Origin of the sequence: Ancylobacter vacuolatus (assembly GCF_030813595.1) — a bacterium.
GTDB classification, from domain to species: Bacteria; Pseudomonadota; Alphaproteobacteria; order Rhizobiales; family Xanthobacteraceae; genus Ancylobacter; species Ancylobacter vacuolatus.
Genome location: NZ_JAUSUH010000001.1, coordinates 741,642 through 765,516 on the forward strand (window position 1 = coordinate 741,642; position 23,875 = coordinate 765,516).

21 protein-coding genes are annotated in these 23,875 nt (G+C 66.5%); 5 read left to right on the forward strand and 16 right to left on the reverse strand.

What is annotated here, in order from left to right; all coding sequences use genetic code 11:
- Positions 1 to 49: 49 nt before the first annotated feature.
- From J2S76_RS03595 to sseA, 4 genes are all read left to right on the forward strand, one after another.
- Positions 50 to 1,498, forward strand: a complete 1,449-nt coding sequence (locus J2S76_RS03595) for a cryptochrome/photolyase family protein (RefSeq protein WP_307057535.1) — start codon at positions 50 to 52, stop codon at positions 1,496 to 1,498.
- 79 nt (positions 1,499 to 1,577) lie between these two features.
- Positions 1,578 to 2,609, forward strand: a complete 1,032-nt coding sequence (locus J2S76_RS03600; protein ID WP_307057537.1) for a cysteine synthase A — start codon at positions 1,578 to 1,580, stop codon at positions 2,607 to 2,609.
- Entirely contained in the window at positions 2,609 to 3,322 is a 714-nt protein-coding gene (locus J2S76_RS03605) for an alanyl-tRNA editing protein (RefSeq protein WP_307057539.1), read from the forward strand. The genes J2S76_RS03600 and J2S76_RS03605 overlap by 1 nt, the downstream gene beginning before the upstream one ends.
- A 25-nt stretch (positions 3,323 to 3,347) precedes the next feature.
- Positions 3,348 to 4,211 (forward strand): 3-mercaptopyruvate sulfurtransferase, encoded by an 864-nt coding sequence (sseA, locus tag J2S76_RS03610; protein ID WP_307057541.1) that lies wholly within the window; start codon positions 3,348 to 3,350, stop codon positions 4,209 to 4,211.
- Between the two features lie 120 nt (positions 4,212 to 4,331).
- On the opposite strand, the gene J2S76_RS03615 is transcribed toward sseA, so the two are convergent.
- The 4 genes from J2S76_RS03615 to J2S76_RS03630 all read right to left on the reverse strand — a co-directional run bounded on the left by J2S76_RS03615 (position 4,332) and on the right by J2S76_RS03630 (position 8,858).
- Positions 4,332 to 5,129 (reverse strand): amino acid ABC transporter ATP-binding protein, encoded by a 798-nt coding sequence (locus J2S76_RS03615; protein WP_307057543.1) that lies wholly within the window; start codon positions 5,127 to 5,129, stop codon positions 4,332 to 4,334.
- Between the two features lie 17 nt (positions 5,130 to 5,146).
- Positions 5,147 to 6,523, reverse strand: coding sequence for an amino acid ABC transporter permease (locus J2S76_RS03620; RefSeq protein WP_307057545.1), 1,377 nt, complete (start codon positions 6,521 to 6,523; stop codon positions 5,147 to 5,149).
- Between the two features lie 10 nt (positions 6,524 to 6,533).
- A complete protein-coding gene (locus J2S76_RS03625; protein ID WP_307057547.1) occupies positions 6,534 to 7,724 on the reverse strand; it encodes an amino acid ABC transporter permease in 1,191 nt (396 codons plus the stop codon).
- A 111-nt stretch (positions 7,725 to 7,835) separates the two neighbouring features.
- On the reverse strand, positions 7,836 to 8,858 hold the full coding sequence (locus J2S76_RS03630; RefSeq protein WP_307057548.1) for an amino acid ABC transporter substrate-binding protein: 1,023 nt from the start codon (positions 8,856 to 8,858) through the stop codon (positions 7,836 to 7,838).
- Between the two features lie 283 nt (positions 8,859 to 9,141).
- On the opposite strand from J2S76_RS03630, the gene metC reads away from it, so the two are divergent.
- Positions 9,142 to 10,332 (forward strand): cystathionine beta-lyase, encoded by a 1,191-nt coding sequence (gene metC, locus J2S76_RS03635; protein ID WP_307057551.1) that lies wholly within the window; start codon positions 9,142 to 9,144, stop codon positions 10,330 to 10,332.
- Between the two features lie 38 nt (positions 10,333 to 10,370).
- Here the strand turns inward: metC and J2S76_RS03640 are convergent, their stop codons facing one another.
- The 12 genes from J2S76_RS03640 to urtA all read right to left on the reverse strand — a co-directional run bounded on the left by J2S76_RS03640 (position 10,371) and on the right by urtA (position 23,743).
- Entirely contained in the window at positions 10,371 to 12,143 is a 1,773-nt protein-coding gene (locus J2S76_RS03640; RefSeq protein ID WP_307057553.1) for an ArnT family glycosyltransferase, read from the reverse strand.
- A 132-nt stretch (positions 12,144 to 12,275) separates the two neighbouring features.
- A complete protein-coding gene (ureG, locus tag J2S76_RS03645; RefSeq protein ID WP_307057555.1) occupies positions 12,276 to 12,932 on the reverse strand; it encodes an urease accessory protein UreG in 657 nt (218 codons plus the stop codon).
- Positions 12,933 to 12,947: 15 nt separating this feature from the next.
- Positions 12,948 to 13,655 carry an urease accessory protein UreF gene (locus tag J2S76_RS03650; protein ID WP_307057557.1) on the reverse strand — a complete coding sequence of 236 codons (708 nt, stop codon included), beginning with the start codon at positions 13,653 to 13,655 and terminating at the stop codon, positions 12,948 to 12,950.
- A gap of 9 nt (positions 13,656 to 13,664) precedes the next feature.
- Positions 13,665 to 14,417 carry an urease accessory protein UreE gene (locus J2S76_RS03655; protein WP_307057559.1) on the reverse strand — a complete coding sequence of 251 codons (753 nt, stop codon included), beginning with the start codon at positions 14,415 to 14,417 and terminating at the stop codon, positions 13,665 to 13,667.
- Between the two features lie 157 nt (positions 14,418 to 14,574).
- Positions 14,575 to 16,287 (reverse strand): urease subunit alpha, encoded by a 1,713-nt coding sequence (ureC, locus tag J2S76_RS03660; protein ID WP_307057561.1) that lies wholly within the window; start codon positions 16,285 to 16,287, stop codon positions 14,575 to 14,577.
- Between the two features lie 71 nt (positions 16,288 to 16,358).
- The gene (locus J2S76_RS03665) at positions 16,359 to 16,979 is read right to left on the reverse strand and encodes an urease subunit gamma (RefSeq protein ID WP_307057563.1); all 621 of its coding nucleotides are present in this window, start codon (positions 16,977 to 16,979) and stop codon (positions 16,359 to 16,361) included.
- A 56-nt stretch (positions 16,980 to 17,035) separates the two neighbouring features.
- On the reverse strand, positions 17,036 to 17,926 hold the full coding sequence (locus J2S76_RS03670; RefSeq protein WP_307057565.1) for an urease accessory protein UreD: 891 nt from the start codon (positions 17,924 to 17,926) through the stop codon (positions 17,036 to 17,038).
- Positions 17,901 to 18,596, reverse strand: a complete 696-nt coding sequence (urtE, locus tag J2S76_RS03675) for an urea ABC transporter ATP-binding subunit UrtE (RefSeq protein WP_307057567.1) — start codon at positions 18,594 to 18,596, stop codon at positions 17,901 to 17,903. Before urtE ends, J2S76_RS03670 begins: the two co-directional genes overlap by 26 nt.
- A gap of 5 nt (positions 18,597 to 18,601) precedes the next feature.
- Positions 18,602 to 19,408 carry an urea ABC transporter ATP-binding protein UrtD gene (gene urtD / locus J2S76_RS03680; RefSeq protein WP_307057569.1) on the reverse strand — a complete coding sequence of 269 codons (807 nt, stop codon included), beginning with the start codon at positions 19,406 to 19,408 and terminating at the stop codon, positions 18,602 to 18,604.
- 11 nt (positions 19,409 to 19,419) lie between these two features.
- Complete coding sequence (gene urtC, locus J2S76_RS03685; protein ID WP_307057570.1) at positions 19,420 to 20,562, reverse strand: urea ABC transporter permease subunit UrtC; 1,143 nt, start codon at positions 20,560 to 20,562, stop codon at positions 19,420 to 19,422.
- Positions 20,563 to 20,579: 17 nt separating this feature from the next.
- Positions 20,580 to 22,202 carry an urea ABC transporter permease subunit UrtB gene (gene urtB / locus J2S76_RS03690; RefSeq protein ID WP_307057572.1) on the reverse strand — a complete coding sequence of 541 codons (1,623 nt, stop codon included), beginning with the start codon at positions 22,200 to 22,202 and terminating at the stop codon, positions 20,580 to 20,582.
- A gap of 233 nt (positions 22,203 to 22,435) precedes the next feature.
- Positions 22,436 to 23,743 (reverse strand): urea ABC transporter substrate-binding protein, encoded by a 1,308-nt coding sequence (urtA, locus tag J2S76_RS03695; RefSeq protein ID WP_018390540.1) that lies wholly within the window; start codon positions 23,741 to 23,743, stop codon positions 22,436 to 22,438.
- Positions 23,744 to 23,875 lie beyond the last annotated feature (132 nt).

Here is a 23,875-nt window from a genome sequence, read left to right on the forward strand (position 1 = left end):
GTTTGACGCCGACGCTGCGTACTGGAGCAGTCTCTGCAGGATTAGCCGCATGCGCCCGCCGTCCGACTGCCCCGCCCTCGTCTGGTTTCGCGACGACCTACGCCTTGATGACAATCCCGCGCTCAACGCGGCGCAGGCGGCGGGCCGGCCACTGGTTCTCGTCTTCCTGCTCGACGAGCAGAGCGATGGCATACGCGCCCTGGGCGGCGCGGCCCGCTGGTGGCTTGGCCGCTCGCTTGGCGCTCTGGCGACGGCGATCGAAGCGAAGGGTGGCAGGCTGATCCTGCGCCGTGGCCGGGCGATCGAGACGATACCCGACCTGGCGCGGAGTATCGGTGCTGAGGCCGTGTACTGGAACCGCCGCTACGGCGCCGCCGAAATCGCCATCGACAAGGCGGTGAAGTCGGCGCTGACCACGGGCGGAATTGCCGTGGAGAGCTTCGGCGGCAACCTCCTTCACGAGCCGTGGACCATCGAGACCCAGTCGGGCGGACCGTTCCGCGTGTTCACGCCCTTCTTTCGGCGGGCGGTGACCCAGGCCGTTCGCGCGCCCGCGCGCGCCACCTCGCCATGGCTCTTCGGCAGCCCGCCGGAGGGGGAGCGGCTGGAGGGCTGGAAACTTGAGCCCTCCCAGCCCGATTGGGCGGACGGAATGCGGCGAGCCTGGACACCCGGCGAGGAGGGCGCGCTGAAGGCTCTCGCCGCCTTCATCGATGGCGGGCTCAATGGCTATGCCGACCAACGCGACCGCCCGGACCTTACTTCCACGTCTCGCCTCTCGCCCCATCTGCGCTTTGGCGAAATCTCGCCCCACCGGGCGCTCGTCGCGGTGCGGCATGCGGAGACTGACGGCAGCGCCGCCCCGCGCGACGTCGCCAAGTTTGTCAGCGAGGTCTATTGGCGCGAGTTCAGCTATCACCTGCTGTTCCACTTCCCCGACATCGGGCGCGCCAATTTCAACGACCGCTTCGACGCCTTTGAGTGGGCCGATGACGAGGCGCTGCTGCGGGCCTGGCGGCGCGGCCTGACCGGCTACCCTCTGGTCGACGCCGGCATGCGCCAACTCTGGCAGACCGGCTGGATGCATAACCGCGTCCGCATGGTGGCGGCGTCCTTTCTCATCAAGCATGGCCTCACCGACTGGCGCCGGGGGGAGGAATGGTTCTGGGACACGCTGGTGGATGCCGACCCCGCCAATAATCCCGCGAGCTGGCAGTGGGTCGCCGGTTCGGGCGCCGACGCCGCCCCGTATTTCCGTGTCTTCAATCCCGTTGCGCAGGGCGAGAAGTTCGATCCCGATGGCCATTACGTCAGGCACTTCGTGCCGGAACTGGCGGGGCTGCCGTCCAGCATTCTCCACAAACCCTGGGAGGCGCCACCCGCTGTGCTTTTGCAGGCCGGCGTGGTTCTCGGCGAAACCTATCCGCGCCCGATCGTCGACCACGCGTGGGCTCGCCAGCGGGCTCTCGACCGATTTCAGCGCATTCGCGTCCAATAGCGCCGTCCTGCCGGTTGCCGAGGGGGAGCGGGATCACTAATTTCGGGGCCCCCGGCACACGGCAAAAGAAATCAGATCCATGGATATCCGCAACGGTCTCGTCGAGGCGATCGGCAACACGCCGCTCATCAAGCTCCAGCGCGCCTCGCAGGCCACCGGCTGTACGATTCTCGGCAAGGCGGAGTTCCTCAACCCCGGCCAGTCGGTGAAGGACCGCGCCGCCCTGTTCATCATCCAGGACGCGGTAGCGCGCGGCGCACTGCGTCCCGGCGGCGTCATCGTCGAGGGCACGGCCGGCAATACCGGCATCGGCCTCGCGCTGGTGGGCAACGCGCTCGGCTTCCGCTCGGTGATCGTCATTCCCGAGACGCAGAGCCAGGAAAAGAAGGACATGCTCCGCCTCGCCGGCGCCACGCTGGTGGAGGTGCCGGCCGTCGCCTATGCCAACCCGAACAACTATGTGAAAGTGTCAGGCCGGCTCGCTGAGGCGCTGGCTGAGACCGAGCCGAACGGCGCTGTCTGGGCCAACCAGTTCGACAACGTCGCCAACCGCCTCGCCCATATCGAGACCACGGGTCCGGAAATCTGGGCGCAGACCAACGGCAAGGTGGATGGCTTCGTGTGCGCCGTGGGCACCGGCGGCACGCTCGCCGGCACCGGCATCGCGCTGAAGGCGCGCAATCCGGCGATCCGGATCGGGCTCGCCGACCCCATGGGCGCGGCGCTCTACAGCTACTACACAACAGGCGAACTGAAGTCTGAGGGCTCCTCCATCACCGAGGGCATCGGCCAGGGGCGGATCACCGCCAATCTGGAAGGCGCCCCCATCGACTGCGCCTATCAGATCGGCGACGCCGAAGCGGTTGAGATCGTGTTCGACCTGCTTGAGCATGAGGGCCTGTGCCTGGGCGGATCGTCCGGCATCAATGTCGCCGGCGCGATCCGGCTGGCGAAGGAACTCGGCCCCGGCCATACCATCGTCACCATATTGTGTGACTTCGGCACCCGCTATCAGTCAAAGCTCTTCAACCCCGTCTTCCTGCGCGAGAAGGGCCTGCCCGTGCCCGGCTGGCTTGAGCGCAGCGTCGATGCGCCCAACGTGCTGGTGTAATGACAACCCTCCTCCTGTTCCGCGACGACGCCTATTGCCAGGAAACATCCGCCGTCGTGACAGCGGTGACGCCCGAGGGCGGGGTCGTCGTCGACCGGACGGTGTTCTATGCCAATGCCGGCGGCCAGCCGGGTGATCGCGGCACGCTGATACGGGCCGATGGCTGCGAGATCACCATCGAGACGGCGATCTACAGCCCGTCCAAGCTCGACGTCATCCACGTCCCGGTGACCGGTTGCGAGCTGCCCGAGCTGGGAGAGGCCATCACGCTGCGGCTGGACTGGCCCACGCGCCACAAGCGCATGCGGATGCACACCGCCCTCCACCTGCTCTCGGTCGCCCTGCCCTTTCCCGTCACCGGGGGCTCGATCGGCGAGGAGGAGAGCCGCCTCGACTTCGACATTCCCGAAGGCGGCCTCGACAAGGACGCGATCACCGCCAGGCTCGCCGAGATGATCGCGACCGGCGCCAAGGTGCGGGAGCGCTGGATTTCCGACGAGGAGCTTCTCGCCAATCCTGGGCTGGTCAAGACCATGGCGGTCAAGCCGCCCATGGGGACCGGCAAGGTTCGCCTGGTCGAGATCGAGGGGCTTGACCTCCAGCCCTGCGGCGGCACCCATGTGCGCGGCCTCGACGAGATCGGCGCCGTGCAGGTGACGAAGATTGAGAAGAAGGGCCAGCAGAACCGCCGCGTGCGGCTGGCCTGGGCCTGAACGCGCGCGACACCCGGAGTGCCCTATGAATCACACGGCCTCGCCTGAAAGCCGCTACCTTGTCTCGACGGAATGGCTCGCCGCCCATCTCGGCGCCCCGAACCTCGTCATCGTCGATGGCTCGTGGCACATGCCGGCGACCGGCCGGAAGGGGCGTGAGGAATATCTCAAGGCCCACATTCCCGGCGCCGTGTTCTTCGACATCGACGCCATCTCGGATATTTCGAGCCCGCTGCCGCACATGCTGCCCACCGAGACATTGTTCCGGGCGGCGATGGAGTCGCTCGGCATCGGCCGGCAGATGAAGATCGTGGTCTATGATGCTCAGGGCCTGTTCTCGGCGCCGCGCGTCTGGTGGACGCTGCGCGCCTTCGGTGCAGTCGACGTCGCCATTCTCGATGGCGGCTTGCCGAAATGGCTCGCCGAGGGTCGGCCGACCGAGGCCGGCGAGGCGCCCTATCTGCCCGCCCGGTTCGACGCGACACTCGACCGCGACTGGGTGGCCTCGATCGACGATGTCGCCGCCCAGCTCGCCGATCGGCGCGTCCAGGTGCTGGACGCGCGCGCGGCGGAGCGTTTCCGTGGCGAGGCGCCGGAGCCGCGTGCCGGCGTCCGGCCCGGCCACATTCCCGGCGCCCGCAATCTGCCGGTTTCAGAGGTGGTGAAGGATGGCCGCCTCGCCGATCCGGCAGCGATCCAGAAGGCGGTCGAGGCGGCCGGCATCGACCTGTCGAAGCCGGTCATCACCAGCTGCGGCTCCGGCGTCACCGCCGCCATTCTCTGGCTGGCGCTGGAGACCATCGGCGCCCCGCCCACCGCGCTTTATGACGGCTCCTGGACCGAATGGGGTGCCTCCGACAAACCGGTAGCGACCGGGCCGGCGGAGTAGGCTCCGGCCGCCATCCCGGCCGGCCAGGGGCCGAGCCGGGATCGTCTGCAGAAAGGGGGCGGCACGGGATCCCGGATCGCCGCGATGCGGCGTCCGGGATGACAGTTTCGCCCGCTCGTTTCAGTGCAGGATCTGGCTGAGGAACAGCCGGGTGCGCTCGTGCTGCGGGTTGGAGAAGAACGCTTCCGGCTCGTTCATCTCGATGATCTGCCCGGCATCCATGAAGATCACCCGGTTGGCGACCTGACGGGCGAAGCCCATTTCATGGGTCACGCACAGCATGGTCATGCCCTCTTCCGCCAGGCTCACCATGGTCTCCAGCACTTCCTTGACCATTTCCGGGTCGAGCGCCGAGGTCGGCTCGTCGAACAGCATGATCTTCGGCTTCATGCACAAAGCGCGGGCGATGGCGACGCGCTGCTGCTGGCCGCCGGAGAGCTGGCCGGGATATTTATGCGCCTGCTCGGGGATCTTCACCTTGGCGAGGAAGTGCATCGCCAGCTCGTCCGCCTCCTTCTTCGGCATCTTGCGGACCCAGATCGGCGCCAGCGTCAGATTTTCCAGAATGGTGAGATGCGGGAACAGGTTGAAGTGCTGGAAGCACATGCCCACCTCGCGGCGGATCTCGTCGATCCGCTTGAGATCGTTGGTCAGCTCGATGCCGTCGACGACGATCGAGCCCTGCTGGTGCTCCTCCAGCCGGTTGATGCAGCGGATCATGGTCGACTTGCCCGAGCCCGACGGCCCGCAAATGACGATGCGCTCGCCGCGGTGCACTTTCAGATTGATGTCCTTAAGCACATGGAACTCACCGTACCATTTGTGCACGCCGACAAGATCGACGGCGACCTCCCGCCCCGGAGGCGTATGGACGGCGGGCAGCTCTTCGGGGGAAACGGTCGAATGGAGTTCGCTCATAGTGGTTTCTCCGTTTCTCAATGCCGGTGAGAGGTGTTCAGCCGTCGCTCGACGAAGAGCGAATAGCGTGACATGCCGAAGCAGAAGAGGAAATAGACCACCCCTGCAAAGGCGAAGCCGGTGTAGAGCGTCACCGGCGTCGCCCAGTTGGGGTCGGTAAAGGAGGCGCGAAGCTGGCCGAGAAAGTCGAAGATCGACACGATCAGCACCAGCGTGGTGTCCTTGAACAGGCTGATGAAGCTGTTGACGATGCCGGGGATGACCAGGGTCAGCGCCTGCGGCAGGACAATGAGGCGCATCATCTGGCTCCAGGTGAGCCCCATCGCCATCGCCCCCTCATACTGCCCCTTCGGGATCGCCTGCAGGCCGCCGCGCACCACCTCCGCCATATAGGCGGCGGAGAACAGCGCCACGCCGACCAGCGCGCGCAGGAGCGCGTCCGGATTGGTGCCCTGCGGCAGGAAGAGCGGCAGCATATAGGTGGCGAAAAACAGCACCGTGATCAGCGGCACCCCGCGCCAGAACTCGATGAAGACCACCGAGAGCAGCCGCACCACCGGCATTTGCGAGCGCCGCCCGAGCGCCAGCAGGATGCCGAGCGGCAGCGAGGCGACGATGCCGGTCACCGCGATCACCAGCGTCACCAGCAGCCCGCCCCATTGGCGGGTCTCGACATAGTCGAGGCCGACATCGACATCCCAGATGAAGATCAGCAGGCCGAGCGCCAGAAAGACCCAGAACGTGGTTCGGGCGGCGGAACGGCCGCTGCCGCCCAGCGCGGCGATCAGACCACCGATCGCGGCCATGACGAGCAGAGCGGTCAGCGCGTAATCAACCCAGAACACGAGGTTGACCCCGGCAATCTGCGCATCGCCGACAAGGCCGCGGATCAGCCCGAACCGCTCCAGCAGAAAGGCCGAGGCGTTGATGTTGCCGCCGGTCAGCAGAACGAAGGCGACGACCGGATAGGCGACGAAGAACAGGAAGGCGTTGATCCGCTTGAAAGGCCAGCTCAGCACCATCAGCGGAACCAGGAGCAGCGCGCCGGACGCGAAGACGATGTCGACCCGCCAGCGTTCGCTGATCGGGTAGAAGCCATAGATCAGCTGGCCGAACTTGGCTTGGATGAAGGGCCAGCAGGCACCCACCTGTGGACCCAAACAGGCCTCGCGGTTCTCCCCGGTCCACACCGCGTCGAGGAACATGAAGCGGACGAAGGGCGGCACGATCAGCGCCACCAGACAAATGCCGAACACGGTCAGAAGGGTGTTGAGGACGCCGGAGAACAGGTTCTCCCGCATCCACGCGACAGCGCCGATCCGCTGCGTGGGCGGCGGCAGCGCCGGTGCCATTTCATTGCGGATGAAGCTGCCGTCATCGAAGGTCATGCTCATGGCCGGGCCCTCACCGTTCAACCAGCGCGACGCGCTTGTTGTACACATTCATGATCGTCGCGGTGATGATCGACAGCACGAGATAGACGCCCATGGTGATGGCGATAATCTCGATCGCCTGCCCGGTCTGGTTCAGCGCCGTGCCGGCGAACACCGCCACGAGATCGGGATAGCCGATACCCACCGCCAGCGAGGAGTTCTTCGTCAGGTTGAGGTACTGGCTGGTCAGGGGGGGAATGATCACGCGCATCGCCTGCGGAATGATCACCAGACGCAGCGTCTGCGCATGGCGCAGGCCGAGCGAATGCGCCGCCTCGGTCTGGCCGTGGCTGACCGACTGGATGCCAGAGCGCACATTCTCGGCAATGAAGGCAGCGGTATAGGTCGCCAGAGCCACGGTGAGCGCGACGAACTCCGGAATCACCTGCACGCCGCCGACGAAGTTGAAGCCCTTGAGCTGCGGCACCTCGAAGCTGATCGGAAAGCCGGTGGCGATCATGGCGATGAGCGGAAGGCCGAGTATCAGGGCGAGATTGACCCACAGCACCGGCAGGTAGCGGCCGGTTTCCTCCTGGCGGCTGGCCGCCCAGTGGCGGAAGAGAATGGCCATGAGAATGGCAAGGCCGATCGCCCACACGACGATGCCCGCCCCATCGCCGAACAGCGGGCGCGGGATGATGATGCCGCGATTGGAGATGAACACCTCGCCGAACAGGCTGATGCTGTTGCGGGGTCCGGGCATCGCGCTGAGCACCGCAAGATACCAGAACAGAATCTGGAACAGCGGCGGCAGGTTGCGCAACACCTCGACATAGACGGTGGAAAGCGTCCGCACGACGAAGTTCTTCGACAGGCGACCTATCCCGACCAGAAAGCCGATGATGGTGGCAAGGAAGATGCCGACCACCGCGACGAGGAGCGTATTGAGCAGGCCGACGACGAAGGCGCGGCCATAGGTCGATGTTTCGCTATAGGGGATCAGCGTCTGGTTGATGCCGAAGCCCGCCGTATTGTCCAGGAATCCGAAGCCGGTGGCGATCTTCTGTGCCGCGAGGTTGTCGCGGGCGTTCTCGGTGAAGCTCCACCCCAGGAACACGACCACGACCAGCGCGATCAGTTGAAGGCCGATGCTGCGAACCTTCGGGTCGTTGATAAATGAACTCTTTGCACGCCCGCCGACGGGCCCAGCCAAATCCGTCATAGTCCCCCTCGCCTCGGATCGAGGCCCCAATGTCCCCGGCGCCGAACTTATGTCGGCTTTGCCGGAGCGAAGAGGCTCCCGACGGTTCGGGAGCCTCCGGTTTCAGAGCCTTCAGCGGATCGGTGGGGCGTACTGGATGCCGCCCTTGTTCCACAGCGCATTCAGGCCGCGCACGAGCTTCAGCGGGGTGTCGGGACCGACGGTGCGGTCATAGATTTCGGCGTAGTTGCCGACATTCTTGATGATCAGGTAGCCCCAGTCATTGCCGATGCCCATGCCCTCGCCATACTTGCCCTCGGTGCCGAGGAGACGCTTGATTTCCGGGTTGACGGCGGACTTGAGCTGCTCGTCGACATTCTTGGAGTTGACGCCGAGCTCTTCGGCGTTCAGCTGGGCGTAGAGCACCCACTTCACGATATCGAACCACTGGTCATCGCCATGGGCGACCACCGGGCCGAGCGGCTCCTTCGAGATGATCTCGGGCAGCACGATATGGTCGTCGGGATTGGTCAGCTTGAGCCGCTCGCCGGCAAGGCCCGAACGGTCGGTGGTGAGCACGTCGCAGCGGCCAGCGTCATAGGCCTTGACCACTTCGTCATTAGTAGCGAAGGCGATGACCTCATAGGTCATGTTGTTGGCGCGGAAATAGTCGGCGAGGTTCTGTTCGGTGGTGGTGCCGGTCTGGGTGCAAACCGAGGCGCCCGAGAGCTCCAGGGCCGAGTTCACCTTCTTGTCCTTGCGGATCATGAAGCCCTGGCCGTCATAATAGGTGACGCCGGTGAAGTTCAGGCCGAGCGAGGTGTCGCGGGTGATGGTCCAGGTGGTGTTGCGCGACAGGATGTCGATGTCGCCCGACTGCAGGGCGGTGAAGCGGTCCTTGGCGGAAAGGGGCGTGAACTTCACCTTGGTGGCATCGCCGAAGATGGCAGCGGCGACGGCGCGGCAGAATTCCACATCAAGGCCACTCCACTCACCCTTGTCGTTGGGGTTGGAGAAGCCGGGCCGCCCCTGGCTGACGCCGCACTGGACGAAGCCCTTGGACTTCACCTGCTCGAGCTTCGTGGCGGCCTGCGCGCCGAACGCGCAGAGACCCATGGCACCCGCAAGGGCGAATGTGGAGAGGAGGCGTTTCATGATGGCAGCCTTCTTCATTCGGATTGGAGCTGACGTATCCGCTGCGAGAACGCGAGCGGCACGAGTGACAGAAAAGGCAATTCGCATGCCGCCGACGGCATCGGACAGCGTGTCGTGCCTGCTTCCTTCGTCTGACGGCGCCCAGAAGACCCCCTCGGGCACCACCATGGCAGACGCAGCGTCATCAGAGCGCCGCAATCGGGTCCGGTCAAGCGCTTGACGGGGCAACTCCGCTCCGTTCCCTATGCGACCTTCGATAAACGCGCTCCAACAGGCTACAACCATGGCGAACAAGACAAAAAGCACCGTTCCCGGCAACCTTGCGATGGAGACCGAACTCGTCCTCGCCGGACGCGACCCTTTTCGCCATGACGGCTTCGTGAACACGCCGATCGTCCGGGGATCCACAGTCCTCTCCCCCACCGTCGCCGATCTCGAAGGCCACACCGGCCGCTACACCTATGGACGGCGCGGCAACCCCACCGTCGAGAGCCTGGAGGCCGCGCTGACCCGGATCGAGGGCGGTGCCGGTGTCGTGCTCACGCCCTCCGGCCTGTCCGCCGTCAGCGTCGCCCTGCTCGCGGTGCTGAAGGCCGGCGACCATCTGCTCATGGTCGACAGCGCCTATCAGCCGACACGCCGCATCTGCGACGAGGTGCTGACGCGCTATGGCATCGAGACCACCTATTACGATCCGCTCATCGGCGGCGGCATCGCCGATCTCATCCGCGCCAATACGCGGGCGATCTTCCTGGAATCGCCGGGCTCGCAATCCTTCGAGATCCAGGATGTGCCGGCCATCGTCGCTGCCGCCGCCGCGCACGACATCACCACGCTGATGGACAATACATGGGCAACGCCGCTGTTTTTCCGCCCGCATGATTTCGGCGTCGACGTTTCCATCCAGGCCGGCACGAAGTATCTGGGCGGTCATTCGGACCTGAACATCGGCACCATTTCCGCCAATGCGCGGACCTTCCGCCGGGTTCACCTCACCCATGGCGACCTCGGCATGACAGTGGCGCCCGAAGACGCTTTCCTGGCCGCGCGGGGGCTGCGCACCATGGCGGTGCGGCTGGAGCGCCACCAGCAATCGGCACTCACCGTGGCACGCTGGCTGGTCGCGCGGCCAGAAGTGCTGAAGGTGCTGCACCCCGCCCTTCCGGAACATCCCAGCCATGCCCTGTGGAAGCGCGACTTCAAGGGTGCTTCGGGCCTGTTCAGCGTCATCCTGCAGCCGGCACCCAAGCTGGCGGTGGACGCTTTTCTCGACAGCCTCGCGCTGTTCGGGCTCGGCTATAGTTGGGGAGGCTTCGAGAGCCTGGCCATTCCCTTCGACTGCAACAGCTACCGCACGGCAACGCGGTGGAACCCGGGCGGCCCGGCCATCCGGCTGCAGATCGGCCTTGAGGACCCGGCCGATCTCATCGCCGATCTCGATTCCGGCTTCGCCGCACTGGCGGCAGCGCGCTGAGCGGAGCTATTATTCCCGGGATGATGGGCCTCTGCCCATCATCCCGGGCGGTAGGGGGCGAGCCGCACCTCCCGCAGGCCGTTATAGTCGAAGCCGCGCAGATCGGCACCGCGCTGGATTCGCAGGCCGATCGCTTCCGCCCGCCGGGCGAAGCGGGGTTCCTGCCGCCGCTCGACAAACACCACCCGACAGGCGCCTCCACCCTTTAGGAAATCGGCCGCCGCCGCCCCGTCCAGAAAGCGGGGCGCGTCCGGCAGAAGAAGCGCGAAGCTCGGCTCGTTAAAGCCGGCAATGCCAACCTCGATCGGGCCGGCACCGGCGCCGCAGGGCTCGCGCGCCGCAGCCGCCGCCACACGCGGCGCCAGCCAGAAGCTGTCAATATTCGGCAGCACCAGCTGCATCACCCCGAAACCGGACACCAGCATGCCGGCAATGGCGACCAGCGCCGACTTCTCGACGCCATAATCGCGCACCGACGCCGCCGCGATCACCAGCGCGAAGAAGCCGAGCAGCAGCAATGGCCAGGCCAGCACGCTGGTCGTTTGGTCGAACATCGCCATGCCGAGCAGCGCCCCCACGGCGATTACCGCGCCGATCAGCGGCCACAGCCAGAGCACGCGGGCGAGCCGCATATTGCCGAGAGCCAGCGCGCCGCGCTCCACGGCAAGGGCGATGAGTATGGCGATCGCCGGCAGGGTCGGCGCCACATAGGCCGGCACCTTGGTGGGCAAGATCTCGAACAGCAGCCAGACCGGCACCACCCAGGCCAAGAGGAAGCGCACCCTGCCGACACGGCGGGCCTTCCAGACGATGGGAAAGGCCAGGGCGGCCAGCGGCGCTGCCGGCCAGAACAGCACAAAGAACAGCAGCAGATAGACGCCGGGCAGGCCGGCAAATCCCTGATACTCGCCGGCCACCGGACCAAGCAGGGTACGCACGACGAATTCCGCCTGCGTTTCGGCGGGGCCGTAGCGGCGCAGCAGGAACCAGCCGATGGCGACGACGAGCATGACGGCGAGCCCGGAATAGGAGCGGGCCCGCCGCAGAAACAGCGCCGACCGGTCCACCGCCACCAACGCCAACAGCGGCAGCACCACATAGAGCGGCGTCGCCAGCCCCTTGGTGAACAAGCTGAAGGCAAGCGCGGACCAGAAGATGAGGGCCAGCCGGGCCTCGTGCGACGACTGTCGCCAGTCGCCGGCGTCCCTGCTCTGGCGCTCGGCGAGATAAAGACGGCCCATGGCCCCCATCATCGCCGCCACGGAGCCGACCAGGAACACTTCGGCCACGGCGAGCCGCCCCCCGACACCGAGGGCGACGCTGCTGGCCAACAGGCTGGCGGCCAGAACCGCCGCGCGGCGGTGCGTGAACGCCAGCGCCGCCCAGAATGTGAGCAGCACGGCACCGATAGCGGCGGCCAGGGAAGGCACGCGATAGAGCCAGATTCGCGTGGGCGCTTCGGGAACCCCGACCAGCTCGGCGGCCTTGACCACCCCGGCCTGCAGCCAGTGCAGACCCAGCGCCTGGGTGCGCTTGGCCTCCCAGCCGAGCCTCGTCTCGGTGAGATTCCCCGTTTCCACCATATGGCGGGAGATCAGCGCAAAGCGGGCTCCGTCCCTGTCCACCGGCGGAATCGAGAAGAACCCCGGCAGCAGCGCCACCAGGCACAGGCCGACAAGGAACAGGCAGGCCCGGCGGTCGGTGCGGCAGCACGCATCGAAAAGCTCGACGATCCGATCCGGAAGACGCGGGCCGCGCGGTGAGTAGAGCGGGGCCGAACGTGCCTTACGGCCCGCAGCAAATGACTTCATCTAATGGAATCCCTTCCAAGCCGATGAAACCATAGCAGACGGAAAGCCCGCACCGCATCCGCGGCACGGTCGAGACACGTGATATGCGCCGATAGTGCGCAGGGACCTCACACGCCCGGGCGGCCCATCGCCTCAGGCCGGGGCGGTCTCGGCACCCATATCGGGCGTCGCGACGGCGAGCCCGCCGGCCTGTTCGATGAAGCGCGCCACCTCGGCGACGCCGTCGCCGGCGCGCACATTGGCGAAAACGAAAGGTCGGCGTCCGCGCATGCGCCGCGAATCCCGGTCCATCACCTCCAGCGAGGCGCCCACCATCGGCGCCAGATCCACCTTGTTGATCACCAGCAGATCGGAGCGGGTGATGCCGGGCCCGCCCTTGCGCGGAATCTTCTCGCCGGCGGAGACGTCGATCACATAGATGGTGAGGTCGGCCAGCTCTGGTGAGAAGGTCGCGGCGAGGTTGTCGCCACCGGACTCGATCAGGATCAGGTCGAGCTTCGGGAAGCGCCCGCGCATCTCGGCAATGGCGGCGAGATTGGCGGAAGCGTCCTCGCGAATGGCGGTGTGCGGGCAGCCGCCTGTTTCCACGCCCATGATGCGCTCGGCCGGCAACGCCCCGGCTCGGGTGAGAATTTCAGCGTCTTCCTTGGTATAGATGTCGTTGGTGATGGCCGCGAGATCGTAGCGCTCGCGAAAGGTCCGGCACAGCGCCTCCATCAGCGCGGTCTTGCCTGAGCCGACCGGTCCGCCAATGCCGACCCGGAGCGGGCCGCTGCTATCGCTCGCCATGGAATTTCCCCTCGTTCAGCTTCGGAATAGCCGCGTGTACTGCGTCTCGTGCCGCATCGACGCGATATCGGATTTCAGCGCCGCGCCACCGAGCTGGTCGAGCGGCGTGGCGGGCGCCAGCGGGGCGATCGCCCGCACCGTCCGCGTCGCGGCGGCCAGCGCCCGGTTGCCGTCGGTCTGGCCCAGCGGGACGAGCCGCACGGCGGCGGAGATGAGGTTCGCGGCCACCGCCGAGAGATAGGCGGAAAGCGTCGCCGGCAGCGGCAGGCCGTGCGCGGCGGCGGCGATGCCGACCGCCACGGGATAGGCGACGCGCCCGTCCCACAACCCCATCGCCCATTCCAGCGCCGGGGCCGGCCAGGCGGCGCGGGTCGCGGCGAGAAAGGCGTCGCCCTGGTTCAGCGTCTCCATCTGGCGTTCACGCGAGGGGGCGAACGCCGCCGCCAACTCCAGCACGTCGCGCAGGCGACTGCCGTCCTCGGCCCGCACCGCCTCGAAGGCATGGGCCAGCAGGACGGCATCGGCGAAGGGACCGCCATGACGGAGCAAGTCGTCCACCCATCCGTTCAGCGAGGCAAGGTCGCTGATCGCCTGGGTCTCGACCGCCCATTCGAGGCCGTGCGAATAGGCGAAGGCGCCCACCGGATAGGCGGGGGAAAGCCAGACGAACAGCGCCAGCAGATCGGGCGAGGCGCCGGGCGGCGCCGCAGCGGCCTCGCTCATTGCCTGCCCCTAGTGGCCGTGCTTGTGGCCGTCATGAGGAGCATGGCCGTGATCGTGGGCGTGATCGTCATGCGCGTGATCGTGGCCATGGTCATGCCCGCAGCCACAGCCGGCGTCGTGCTCATGGGCCGGCGTCTCGCCCTGGACATGCAGCACATCGCGCGCCTTGGCGTGCGGTTCATGGCCGTGGTCGTGATGGGCATGATCGTGATGGGCGTGGTCATGAGGCGCATGCCCGTGCTCGAGATGATCATGGCCGCAGCCGCAATCGTCGCCATGGGCGTGATCGTGGTGATCATGGCCATGCGCGTGATGGTCATGAGCCTCGGCGGCCTCATAGGCGCCGCCCTCGGGCTCGAAGGCCGCCTCGACGAACTCGACGCTGGCGCCAAGGCCGCGCGCCATCTCCTCCAGCACGCTGTCGCGGGCGATGCGGATGCGGTCCGCCAGCAGTTCCGCCGGCACATGGCGGTTGCCGAGATGCCAGGCGAGTCGTGCAAGATGATGGGCGTCGCGGGCGACGATCTCCGCCACCGGCTCCTCGGCGGCGACCACCGCGACGACGCGGGCGTCCTCCAGCTGCAACCCGTCGCCATCCCTCAGCCGTGTCGCCTCGTCGAGATCGAGCAGAAACGCCACATCGCCTTCGCCACGAATGGCGATGCGCCGGCGGTAGCGCCCGTCATGAGGCAGCACGACGCGGTCAGCAGCGGTGGCGGCATCCCAGCTGCCGGCGGGAAGGACGGTGCGGGCACGGATCATGACAGAACTCCGGGTGCGGGTGCGCTCAGGCGAACATCCTTCGAGCCCGGCCTCAAGCTGGCACCTCGGGATGACGTCCACGCGAGAGCCACGTCATCCTGAGGTTCGAGCCAAGCGAGCCTCGAAGGATGCCAAGCCCAAGCGGTTGCTCCCACACTTAGAACAGGAAGTAGCGCTGCGCCATGGGCAGTTCGGTGGCCGGGGCGCAGGTCAGCAGCTCGCCATCGGCCCGCACCTCATAGGTTTCCGGGTCGATCTCCAGATGCGGCGTCGCATGATTGTGAATCATCGACGCCTTGGAGATGCCGCCGCGCACATTCTCCACCGCCACGGTGCGCTTCTCCAGCCCTAGCCTGGCGGCGACGTTGAGGTCCACCGCCGCCTGCGAGACGAAGGTGAGGCATGTCGCCGTGCGCGCCTTGCCATAGGCGCCCCACATCGGCCGGTAATGCACCGGCTGCGGGGTCGGGATCGAGGCATTGGGATCGCCCATGACCGCCGCCACGATGGTGCCGCCCTTGATCACCATATCCGGCTTGGTGCCGAAGAAGGCCGGCGACCACACCACGAGATCGGCCAGCTTGCCGTTCTCCACCGAGCCGATATGGCGGGAGACGCCGTGCGCGATGGCGGGGTTGATGGTGTATTTGGCGATGTAGCGCTTGGCGCGGGTATTGTCGTTGCGCTCGCTATCGCCCGGCAGCAGGCCCCGCTGCAGCTTCATCTTGTGCGCGGTCTGCCAGGTGCGGGTGATAACCTCGCCCAGCCGGCCCATGGCCTGGCTGTCGGAGGAGATCATCGAGATCGCGCCGAGATCGTGCAGGATATCCTCCGCCGCGATGGTCTCCTTGCGGATGCGACTCTCGGCAAAGGCGAGGTCCTCAGCGATCAGCGGGTCGAGATGGTGGCACACCATGAGCATGTCGAGATGCTCGTCGAGCGTGTTGATGGTGAAGGGCCGCGTCGGGTTGGTGGAGGACGGCAGCACATTCGCCAGGCCGGCAACCTTCATGATGTCAGGCGCATGGCCACCGCCGGCGCCCTCGGTGTGGAAGGCATGGATGGTGCGACCCTTGAAGGCAGCAATGGTGTCCTCGACGAAGCCGCTCTCGTTCAGCGTGTCGGTATGGATCATCACCTGGATGTCGTACTCGTCCGCCACCGAGAGGCAATTGTCGATCGCCGCCGGGGTCGTGCCCCAGTCCTCGTGCAGCTTCATCGAGCAGGCGCCCGCCTCGATCTGCTCGACGAGCGGGCCGGGCAGCGAGACGTTGCCCTTGCCGGACAGAGCGAGATTGACCGGAAAGCTGTCAAAGGCGCGCAGCATCATCTCGATATGCCACGGGCCGGGCGTGCAGGTGGTGGCATTGGTGCCCGCCGCCGGGCCGGTGCCACCGCCGAGCATGGTGGTGACGCCGCTCATCAGCGCGTGTTCGATCTGCTGCGGGCAGATGAAATGGATGTGGCAGTCGAAGCCGCCGGCGGTGATGATCTTGCCCTCGCCCGCAATCACCTCGGTCGAGGCGCCGATGACGATATCGACGCCGGGCTGGATGTCCGGATTGCCGGCCTTGCCAATGCCGTGGATGCGCCCGTCGCGGATGCCGATATCGGCCTTCACGATGCCCCAGTGATCGAGGATCAGCGCATTGGTGATGACGGTGTCCACCGCCCCTTCCGCCCGCGTCACCTGCGACTGGCCCATGCCATCGCGAATGGTCTTGCCGCCGCCGAACTTCACCTCCTCGCCATAGACGGTGAAGTCCTTCTCCACCTCGATGACGAGCGAAGTGTCGGCGAGGCGCACCCGGTCGCCGGTAGTCGGGCCGAACATCTCGGCATAGGAGGCGCGGGACATCTTGATGGACATGGGGCAATCCGTTTCGGCAAGGGGCAGCAGGGCGGCGGGTGCCTTGGGCGGCAGGTCCTAGGCGAGAGGCGTCACAGCTTGCCCATCACATCCTGGCGGAAGCCGTAGACCTCGCGTTTGCCGGCGAGCGCCACCAGCGTCACCTCCCGGCTCTGACCCGGCTCGAAGCGCACGGCGGTTCCCGAGGCGATGGCGAGGCGCATGCCCCGCGCCTTCTCCCGCTCAAAGGCAAGGGCCGGATTGGTCTCGTAGAAATGATAGTGGCTGCCGACCTGGATCGGCCGGTCGCCGGTATTGGCGACGGTGACGGAAACGAACTCACGCCCGGCGAGCAGCTCGATGTCGCCCTCCTCCACCAGAAGCTCGCCCGGCGCCCCGGCGCCATGGCTGGAGGCGATCGGCTCATGCACGGTGACGAGCTTGGTGCCGTCCGGGAAGGTAGCCTCGACCTGGATCTCGGCGATCATCTCGGCGACGCCCGGCATCACCTGGTCCGCCGTCAGCACCGTGGTGCCGAGCGTCATCAGTTCGGCCACCGTCCGACCATCACGCGCGCCCTCGACCACCACATCGGTGATGAGCGCCACCGCCTCGGGGAAATTGAGCTTCACGCCCCGCTCCATGCGGCGGCGGGCCACCATGGCCGCCATGGCCACCAGCAGCTTGTCCTTCTCGCGCGGGCTGAGATTCATCGCGGGTCTCCGGCTCTTCAGAAGCGAATTTCAGTTGAAACAAAGTGAGGCCTGCATCAGGAGTGCCAGATGCGCGGCACCTCGCCGACGCCGAGCGCGGCGATCGCCCGACGGATCGCGCTTTCCAGCGGTGCGCCGTCTCGCGCGAGCAGGCGCACCGACAGCATGCCGTCCCAGGCGCTCGCCCCGGCATCGAGCCCATCGGGGAGTTCGCGGGCCATGCCATCCAACTCGCTTTCCCCGAGACCGAGCGCCGCGCGCACAGCTTCCAGCCGGCTCTCGGCGTCTGGCGCCACCAGCAGCAGCGTCGCGAAGGCCGCCCAGCCGCCGGCGGTGGCGCGGCGGTCGAGCGCGGCGGCGATATCGCCATCGAGTTGCAGACCGTCGGCATAGACCAGCCTTCCGCCCCGGCGGATGCGCCAGCGATCGTGCAGCCTTCCATAGGAGAGCCGCTCGCCGCGCGCCGTGCGGCCGAGAATGACCGGCTCGACCAGCAGCAGGCGGGCATCGGGCGCTACCTCGGCCGCGATGGAGCGCTCTACCCGCGCACCATCGAACACGATGGTCGCCTGCGGCATCCAGTGGAGGCTGGCGCCCATTTCCGCGACGAGTTCGACGGCGATGTGCGAGGTCGCCCCATCCGACCGATAGATCTTCTCCGCCGCCTGCGTGGTGACCACCAATTGGGCATTGCGCCCGGCATGAAGGCAGCTTTGCGAGGCATCGCCGCCGGCGAGCCCGCCGCCAGTGTTGATCATCACCGCCTCCAGCGCCCGACCCCGGCGGCCGGAGCGGGGAAAGCGCACCCGGGCGAATCCTTCCTCCTCGATCCGCCCGCGCGCCGTGCGACCGTCAAGCGCCTGGGCCTCGACCAGCAACCGCCCCTGCCCGCGCCGCTCGACCGGAATGGTGACGGCGGCGTCAGACGGCAATGCGGTTGCGAACATCGGGATCCTCAAGCGCGGCGCCATCGCCCGACATCACCACCGCCCCGCGCTCCATCACGATGAAATGGTCCGCGAGTTCCTTGGCGAAGTCGAAATACTGCTCGACCAGTACGATCGCCATGTCACCCTTGGAACGCAGATAGCGGATGGCGTTGCCGATATCCTTGATGATCGAGGGCTGAATGCCCTCGGTCGGCTCGTCCAGCACCAGCACCTTGGGCCGCATGGTCAACGCCCGGCCGATGGCGAGCTGCTGCTGCTGGCCGCCGGAGAGGTCGCCGCCGCGCCGACGCATCATCGAATCCAGCACCGGAAACAACGAGAACACGTCGTCGGGAATGAAGCGCTCGGCGCGCTTGAGTGGCGCGAAGCCGGTCTCCAGATTTTCCGCCACGGTGAGCAGCGGGAAGATCTCGCGCCCCTGCGGCACGAAGGCGATGCCACGGCGTGCCCGCTCGGACGGCGCCAGGGCGGTGATGTCCTCGCCATTGAAGCGGATGGACCCTTTCGCGACAGGCGCCTGCCCGACAATGGCGCGCATCAGGCTGGTCTTGCCCACGCCGTTGCGGCCGAGCACGCATGTGACCTTGCCGGGCTCGGCCTTCAGCGAAACGCCGCGCAGCGCCTGCGCCGCGCCGTAGAAGAGGTTGATATCCTGAACTTCCAGCATGAGCCCTAGCGTCCCAGATAGACTTCGATGACGCGCTCATTGGCGCTAACCTGGTCGAGCGTGCCCTCGGCCAGGACCGAGCCTTCATGCAGGCACATGACCCGCACGCCGAGGTCGCGCACGAAGGTCATGTCATGCTCGACCACGACCACCGAATGGCCGTTGGCGTTGATTTCGCGCAGCAGTTCGGCGGTCTGGGCGGTCTCGGCATCTGTCATGCCGGCCACCGGCTCGTCGACCAGCAGGAGCTTGGGGTCCTGCGCCAGCAGCATGCCAATCTCCAGCCACTGCTTCTGGCCGTGCGAGAGCGCGCCACCGAGCCGGTCGCGATGCTCGGTCAGGCGGATGGTCTCGAAGATCTCGTCGATGCGCTCGCGCGCCGCCGCGCTCTCGCGATGGAAGATATTGGGCAGCGCCCGGCGCTGGCCCTTCAGCGCGAGGCGCAGATTGTCGAGCACCGTATGGTTCTCGAACACCGTCGGCTTCTGGAACTTGCGGCCGATGCCGAGCGTGGCGATCTGCGTCTCGTCCAGTTTGGTCAAATCGGTGGTGCCGCCATTGAAGAAGACGTCGCCCCGGTCGGGACGGGTCTTGCCGGTGATGACGTCCATCATCGTCGTCTTGCCGGCGCCGTTCGGGCCGATGACGGCGCGCATCTCGCCGGGATCGACGGTGAAGGACAGCGCGTTGAGCGCCCGGAAGCCGTCAAAGGTGACGGTGACGGCGTCGAGATAGAGCAGCGCCTCGGTCAGTTCCTTCTTCGCGGCAGGTGCCGCCTCGGCAATGGATTCGAGCGTCGCGCTGTCGGTCATGTCGCTCTCCCTCACTCAGCCGGGCCGGCCGCCGCGATGGGCGCGCCCGGTATGTCGTCATGCGGCCGGCGCTTCTCGCGCCAGTCGTAATAGGTGCCGACAATGCCCTTGGGCAGGAACAGGGTCACGGCGACGAACAGGCCGCCGAGCATGAACAGCCAGTACGGGGCGAGGATGCCTGACGTGAAATAGGTCTTGGCGTAATTCACCAGCACCGCCCCCAGCGCCGCCCCCACCAGTGTGCCGCGACCGCCCACCGCCACCCAGACGATGATCTCGATCGAGTTGGCGGGCGAGAACTCCGACGGGTTGATGATGCCGACCTGCGGCACGTACAGCGCGCCGGCAATGCCCGCCAGCATGGCGGAGACCACGAAGGCGACCAGCTTGTAATTCTCCGCCCGGTAGCCGGTGAAGCGCACCCGCGTCTCGGCATCGCGGATGGCGACCAGCACCTTGCCGAAATGCGAGCGCACGAGAAAGCGGCAGAGCACATAGCCGAGCCCCAGCGCCAGCGCCGACAGCACGAACAGCACCAGCCGCGTCCCATCCGCCTGGATGTTGAAGCCGAGAATGTCCTTGAAGTCGGTCAGGCCGTTATTGCCGCCGAAGCCCATGTCGTTGCGGAAGAAGGCTAGCAGCAAAGCGAAGGTCATCGCCTGGGTGATGATGGATAGATACACGCCGGTGACGCGCGAGCGGAAGGCGAACCAGCCGAACACCAGCGCGAGCAGGCCCGGCGCCAGCAACACCATCAGCGCCGCGAAGGGGAACATGTCGAAGCCGTACCAGAACCAGGGCAGTTCCTTCCAGTTCAGGAACACCATGAAGTCCGGCAGCACCGGGTCGCCATAGACGCCGCGCGTGCCGATCTGGCGCATCAGATACATGCCCATCGCGTAGCCGCCGAGCGCGAAGAACGCGCCCTGACCGAGCGAGAGAATGCCGACATAGCCCCAGATGAGGTCCACCGAGAGCGCGAGCAGCGCATAGGTGAGGTATTTGCCGAGCAGCGAGACGACATAGGTCGGCACATGCACGGCTGAATCCGGGGCCACGGCGAGGTTGAGCACCGGCACCAGCACCGAGACGGCGACCAGCACCGCGAGGAAAATGAGGCCGCTGGTGCCGAGCAAGGCGGGTTGACGGGTCATGTTTGTCACGGACGCACTCATGCCTCGATCGACCTCCCCTTGAGGGCGAAGAGGCCTCGGGGGCGCTTTTGGATGAAGAGGATGACGATGACCAGCAGCGCGATCTTGCCGAGCACCGCGCCGGCATAGGGTTCGAGCAGCTTGTTGGCGACGCCGAGCGTCATGGCGCCCACCAGAGTACCCCACAGATTGCCCACTCCCCCAAACACAACCACCAGGAAGCTGTCGATGATGTAGCTCTGGCCGAGGTTCGGCGACACATTGTCGATCTGGCTGAGGGCCACGCCGGCCATGCCGGCGATGCCGGAACCGAGACCGAAGGTCATGGCGTCGACCCAGTTGGTGCGGATGCCCATGGAGGCGGCCATGCGGCGGTTCTGCGTAACCGCCCGCATTTCAAGGCCAATTCGCGTCAGCCGCAGGGTGCCGAGCAGCGCAAAGAACACCATCAGCGCGAAGACGATAATCCACAGCCGGCCAAAGGTGATGGCGAGATGGCCGACATCGAAGGTGCCGGACATCCAGCTCGGCGCACCGACCTCGCGATTGGTGGGTCCGAAGATGGTGCGGATCGCCTGCTGCAGAATCAGCGAGATGCCCCAGGTGGCGAGCAGGGTTTCCAGCGCCCGGCCGTAGAGAAAGCGGATGACAGTGCGTTCGATGAGAACGCCAATCAGGCCAGTGAAGACAAAAGCGAGCGGGATGGCGATCAGCAGCGAGGCGTCGAACAGGCCGGGATAGGAGGTGCGGATCACCTCCTGCACCACGAAGGTGGTGTAGGCGCCGAGCATGACCATTTCGCCATGCGCCATGTTGATGACGCCCATCACGCCGAAGGTGATGGCGAGGCCGATAGCGGCGAGCAGCAGCACCGAGCCGAGCGACAGCCCGTACCAGACATTCTGCGCCATGCCCCATATGGCGAGGTTGCGCTCGATGCCCTCGATCGCCGCCGCTGCCGCCTGCTTCACCTCGGGCGCCGCGCTTTCGGGCACCGAGCGCAGGATGGCGAGCGCGTCCTGGTTGCCCTCGGCACCGACCAGCTCGACGGCAGCGATGCGCTCGGCGGGGGTGATGCCCTCCTTGCCGATCAGGATCGAGGCCCGCGCCAGGTTCATCGCCGACTTCACCTTGGGGTCGGTCTCCTTGGCGAGCGCGGCGTCGAGGGCCGGCAGCGCAGCCTCGTCGCGCGAGCGGCCCACCGCGAGCGCGGCTTCCCGGCGTTTGACGGCGTCGGGGCTCACCAGCGACAGCGCGCCGCTGGCGGCGTCGATAGCGCGGCGGATGCGGTTGTTGACGCGCACCGGCTTGACGGCGGGCGCGTCGGTGACGGGCTGCATCGTCAGCGGGTCGATGAGCGCCCCGCCCGCACCTTCGATGAAGACGCGCGGCGGCGTGCCGCCGAAAACCAGCTTGCCGTCGGCAAGGGCGGAGACGATGCCGGCGGCGGCCGGGCTGCCGCTCAGCGCCAGCGCGCCGAGCGCGGCTTCGGTATCGTCATATTTGTTGGTGGTGAGCTGGGCGAGCGGGCCGCTGATGTCCTGTGCCTCGACACGCTGCACGAGCGCGGCGGCGAACAGGAGGGCGAGCGCGGCACAGAGCACACGCGGGAGGCGGAAAAGGCGAGCGCTTGAGGTCATCATCGTCCGTCGATGTGGCGCTGCGGATGGCCGGGGCTGGGCTCCGGCGGCGACGGCGGTACGCGGTGGGCCTTGGTGCCGGGCGGCAATGCCTTGTTGATGGCACGCCCTCAGCGGCAACACGGGCCCGATAGCGGCCCGGCACTCGGGCCGGATCCGGCCGCAGCAGGGGCGGCCGGAGGGTTTTAGAGCGCGTCAGGCGGAGGCGTGGGGCCCCCGCCTGCGGGCGGGCCTCACTGGCCGGCGCCGCCGCACTTGCCGGTCTTGACGTTGAAGTTGCCGCAGCTGAGCGGCTTGCGCCAATCGGCGATCAGGTCCTTGGAACCTTCAAGATAGGGGGACCATTCCTCGGCGACGATCAGGCCGGGGGTCTGCTCGACGATGTCGAACTGGCCATCTTCCTTGATCTCGCCGATGAGCACCGGCTTGGTGATGTGGTGGTTCGGCATCATGGCCGAGAAGCCACCGGACAGGTTCGGCACGGTCACGCCGATCAGCGCGTCGATGACGGCGTCGGCATCGGTGGTGCCGGCCTTCTCGACCGCCTTGACCCACATGTTGAAGCCGATGACGGTGGCTTCCATCGGGTCGTTGGTCACGCGCTTGTCGTTCTTGGTGTAGGCCTGCCACTTCTTGATGAAGGCGGCGTTTTCAGGCACGTCGACCGACTGGAAGTAGTTCCACGCGGCGAGGTGGCCGAGCAGCGGCTTGGTGTCGATGCCGGCGAGTTCTTCCTCACCCACCGAGAAGGCCACAACCGGAATGTCGGTCGCCTTGATGCCTTGATTGCCGAGCTCCTTGTAGAACGGCACGTTGGCGTCGCCATTGATGGTGGAGACGACAGCCGTCTTCTTGCCCGCCGAGCCGAACTTCTTGATATCGGCGACGATGGTCTGCCAGTCGGAATGACCGAACGGCGTGTAGTTGATCATGATGTCTTCGGCCTTGACGCCCTTCGACTTCAGATAGGCCTCAAGGATCTTGTTGGTCGTGCGCGGATAGACATAGTCGGTGCCGGCCAGCACCCAGCGCTGCACGCCTTCGTTTTCCATCAGATAGTCGACGGCCGGAATCGCCTGCTGGTTCGGGGCGGCGCCGGTGTAGAACACGTTGCGCTCGCTCTCCTCGCCCTCATACTGGACCGGGTAGAACAGAATGCTGTTGAGCTCCTTGAACACCGGGAGCACCGACTTGCGCGACACTGAGGTCCAGCAGCCGAACACGACCGCGACCTTCTCCTTGGCGATGAGTTCGCGCGCCTTTTCGGCGAAGAGCGGCCAGTTCGAGGCGGGATCGACCACCACGGCTTCCAGCTTCTTGCCGAGCACGCCGCCGGCGGCATTCTGCTCCTGCACCATGAACAGAACGGTGTCCTTCAGCGTGGTTTCGCTGATCGCCATGGTGCCGGACAATGAATGCAGCACGCCGACCTTGATCGTCTCCTGGGCGCTTGCAACGCCGCCTCCGGCCAGCGCCAGCGCAGCCGCACCCACAAGCGCGCGACCGGCCATGCGCCGGGCATGCGTGAACATGTTCAGCATCTTTATTCCCTTCTGGAGTACACACGCAGGACCCCCGTCCGCGTGCCAGAAGGGACGTTTGCAACCCGCGTGCCAAGGGCGGGAATGGGGCGTTGGCGAGGTCGGGCGATGCTCACATCGCCCGGGCGCCTC

Excerpts from the sequence above, each read along its gene's own strand:
- urtA (WP_018390540.1), bottom strand. The coding sequence starts at position 23,743 with ATGCTGAACATGTTCACGCATGCCCGGCGCATGGCCGGTCGCGCGCTT.
- urtB (WP_307057572.1), bottom strand. The coding sequence starts at position 22,202 with ATGACCTCAAGCGCTCGCCTTTTCCGCCTCCCGCGTGTGCTCTGTGCC.
- sseA (WP_307057541.1), top strand. The coding sequence starts at position 3,348 with ATGAATCACACGGCCTCGCCTGAAAGCCGCTACCTTGTCTCGACGGAA.
- metC (WP_307057551.1), top strand. The coding sequence starts at position 9,142 with ATGGCGAACAAGACAAAAAGCACCGTTCCCGGCAACCTTGCGATGGAG.
- urtE (WP_307057567.1), bottom strand. The coding sequence starts at position 18,596 with ATGCTGGAAGTTCAGGATATCAACCTCTTCTACGGCGCGGCGCAGGCG.
- ureC (WP_307057561.1), bottom strand. The coding sequence starts at position 16,287 with ATGTCCATCAAGATGTCCCGCGCCTCCTATGCCGAGATGTTCGGCCCG.
- J2S76_RS03605 (WP_307057539.1), top strand. The coding sequence starts at position 2,609 with ATGACAACCCTCCTCCTGTTCCGCGACGACGCCTATTGCCAGGAAACA.
- J2S76_RS03670 (WP_307057565.1), bottom strand. The coding sequence starts at position 17,926 with ATGTTCGCAACCGCATTGCCGTCTGACGCCGCCGTCACCATTCCGGTC.
- J2S76_RS03615 (WP_307057543.1), bottom strand. The coding sequence starts at position 5,129 with ATGAGCGAACTCCATTCGACCGTTTCCCCCGAAGAGCTGCCCGCCGTC.
- J2S76_RS03655 (WP_307057559.1), bottom strand. The coding sequence starts at position 14,417 with ATGATCCGTGCCCGCACCGTCCTTCCCGCCGGCAGCTGGGATGCCGCC.
- urtC (WP_307057570.1), bottom strand. The coding sequence starts at position 20,562 with ATGACCCGTCAACCCGCCTTGCTCGGCACCAGCGGCCTCATTTTCCTC.
- J2S76_RS03600 (WP_307057537.1), top strand. The coding sequence starts at position 1,578 with ATGGATATCCGCAACGGTCTCGTCGAGGCGATCGGCAACACGCCGCTC.
- J2S76_RS03665 (WP_307057563.1), bottom strand. The coding sequence starts at position 16,979 with ATGAATCTCAGCCCGCGCGAGAAGGACAAGCTGCTGGTGGCCATGGCG.
- urtD (WP_307057569.1), bottom strand. The coding sequence starts at position 19,408 with ATGACCGACAGCGCGACGCTCGAATCCATTGCCGAGGCGGCACCTGCC.
- J2S76_RS03630 (WP_307057548.1), bottom strand. The coding sequence starts at position 8,858 with ATGAAACGCCTCCTCTCCACATTCGCCCTTGCGGGTGCCATGGGTCTC.
- ureG (WP_307057555.1), bottom strand. The coding sequence starts at position 12,932 with ATGGCGAGCGATAGCAGCGGCCCGCTCCGGGTCGGCATTGGCGGACCG.
- J2S76_RS03620 (WP_307057545.1), bottom strand. The coding sequence starts at position 6,523 with ATGAGCATGACCTTCGATGACGGCAGCTTCATCCGCAATGAAATGGCA.
- J2S76_RS03595 (WP_307057535.1), top strand. The coding sequence starts at position 50 with ATGCGCCCGCCGTCCGACTGCCCCGCCCTCGTCTGGTTTCGCGACGAC.
- J2S76_RS03625 (WP_307057547.1), bottom strand. The coding sequence starts at position 7,724 with ATGACGGATTTGGCTGGGCCCGTCGGCGGGCGTGCAAAGAGTTCATTT.
- J2S76_RS03650 (WP_307057557.1), bottom strand. The coding sequence starts at position 13,655 with ATGAGCGAGGCCGCTGCGGCGCCGCCCGGCGCCTCGCCCGATCTGCTG.
- J2S76_RS03640 (WP_307057553.1), bottom strand. The coding sequence starts at position 12,143 with ATGAAGTCATTTGCTGCGGGCCGTAAGGCACGTTCGGCCCCGCTCTAC.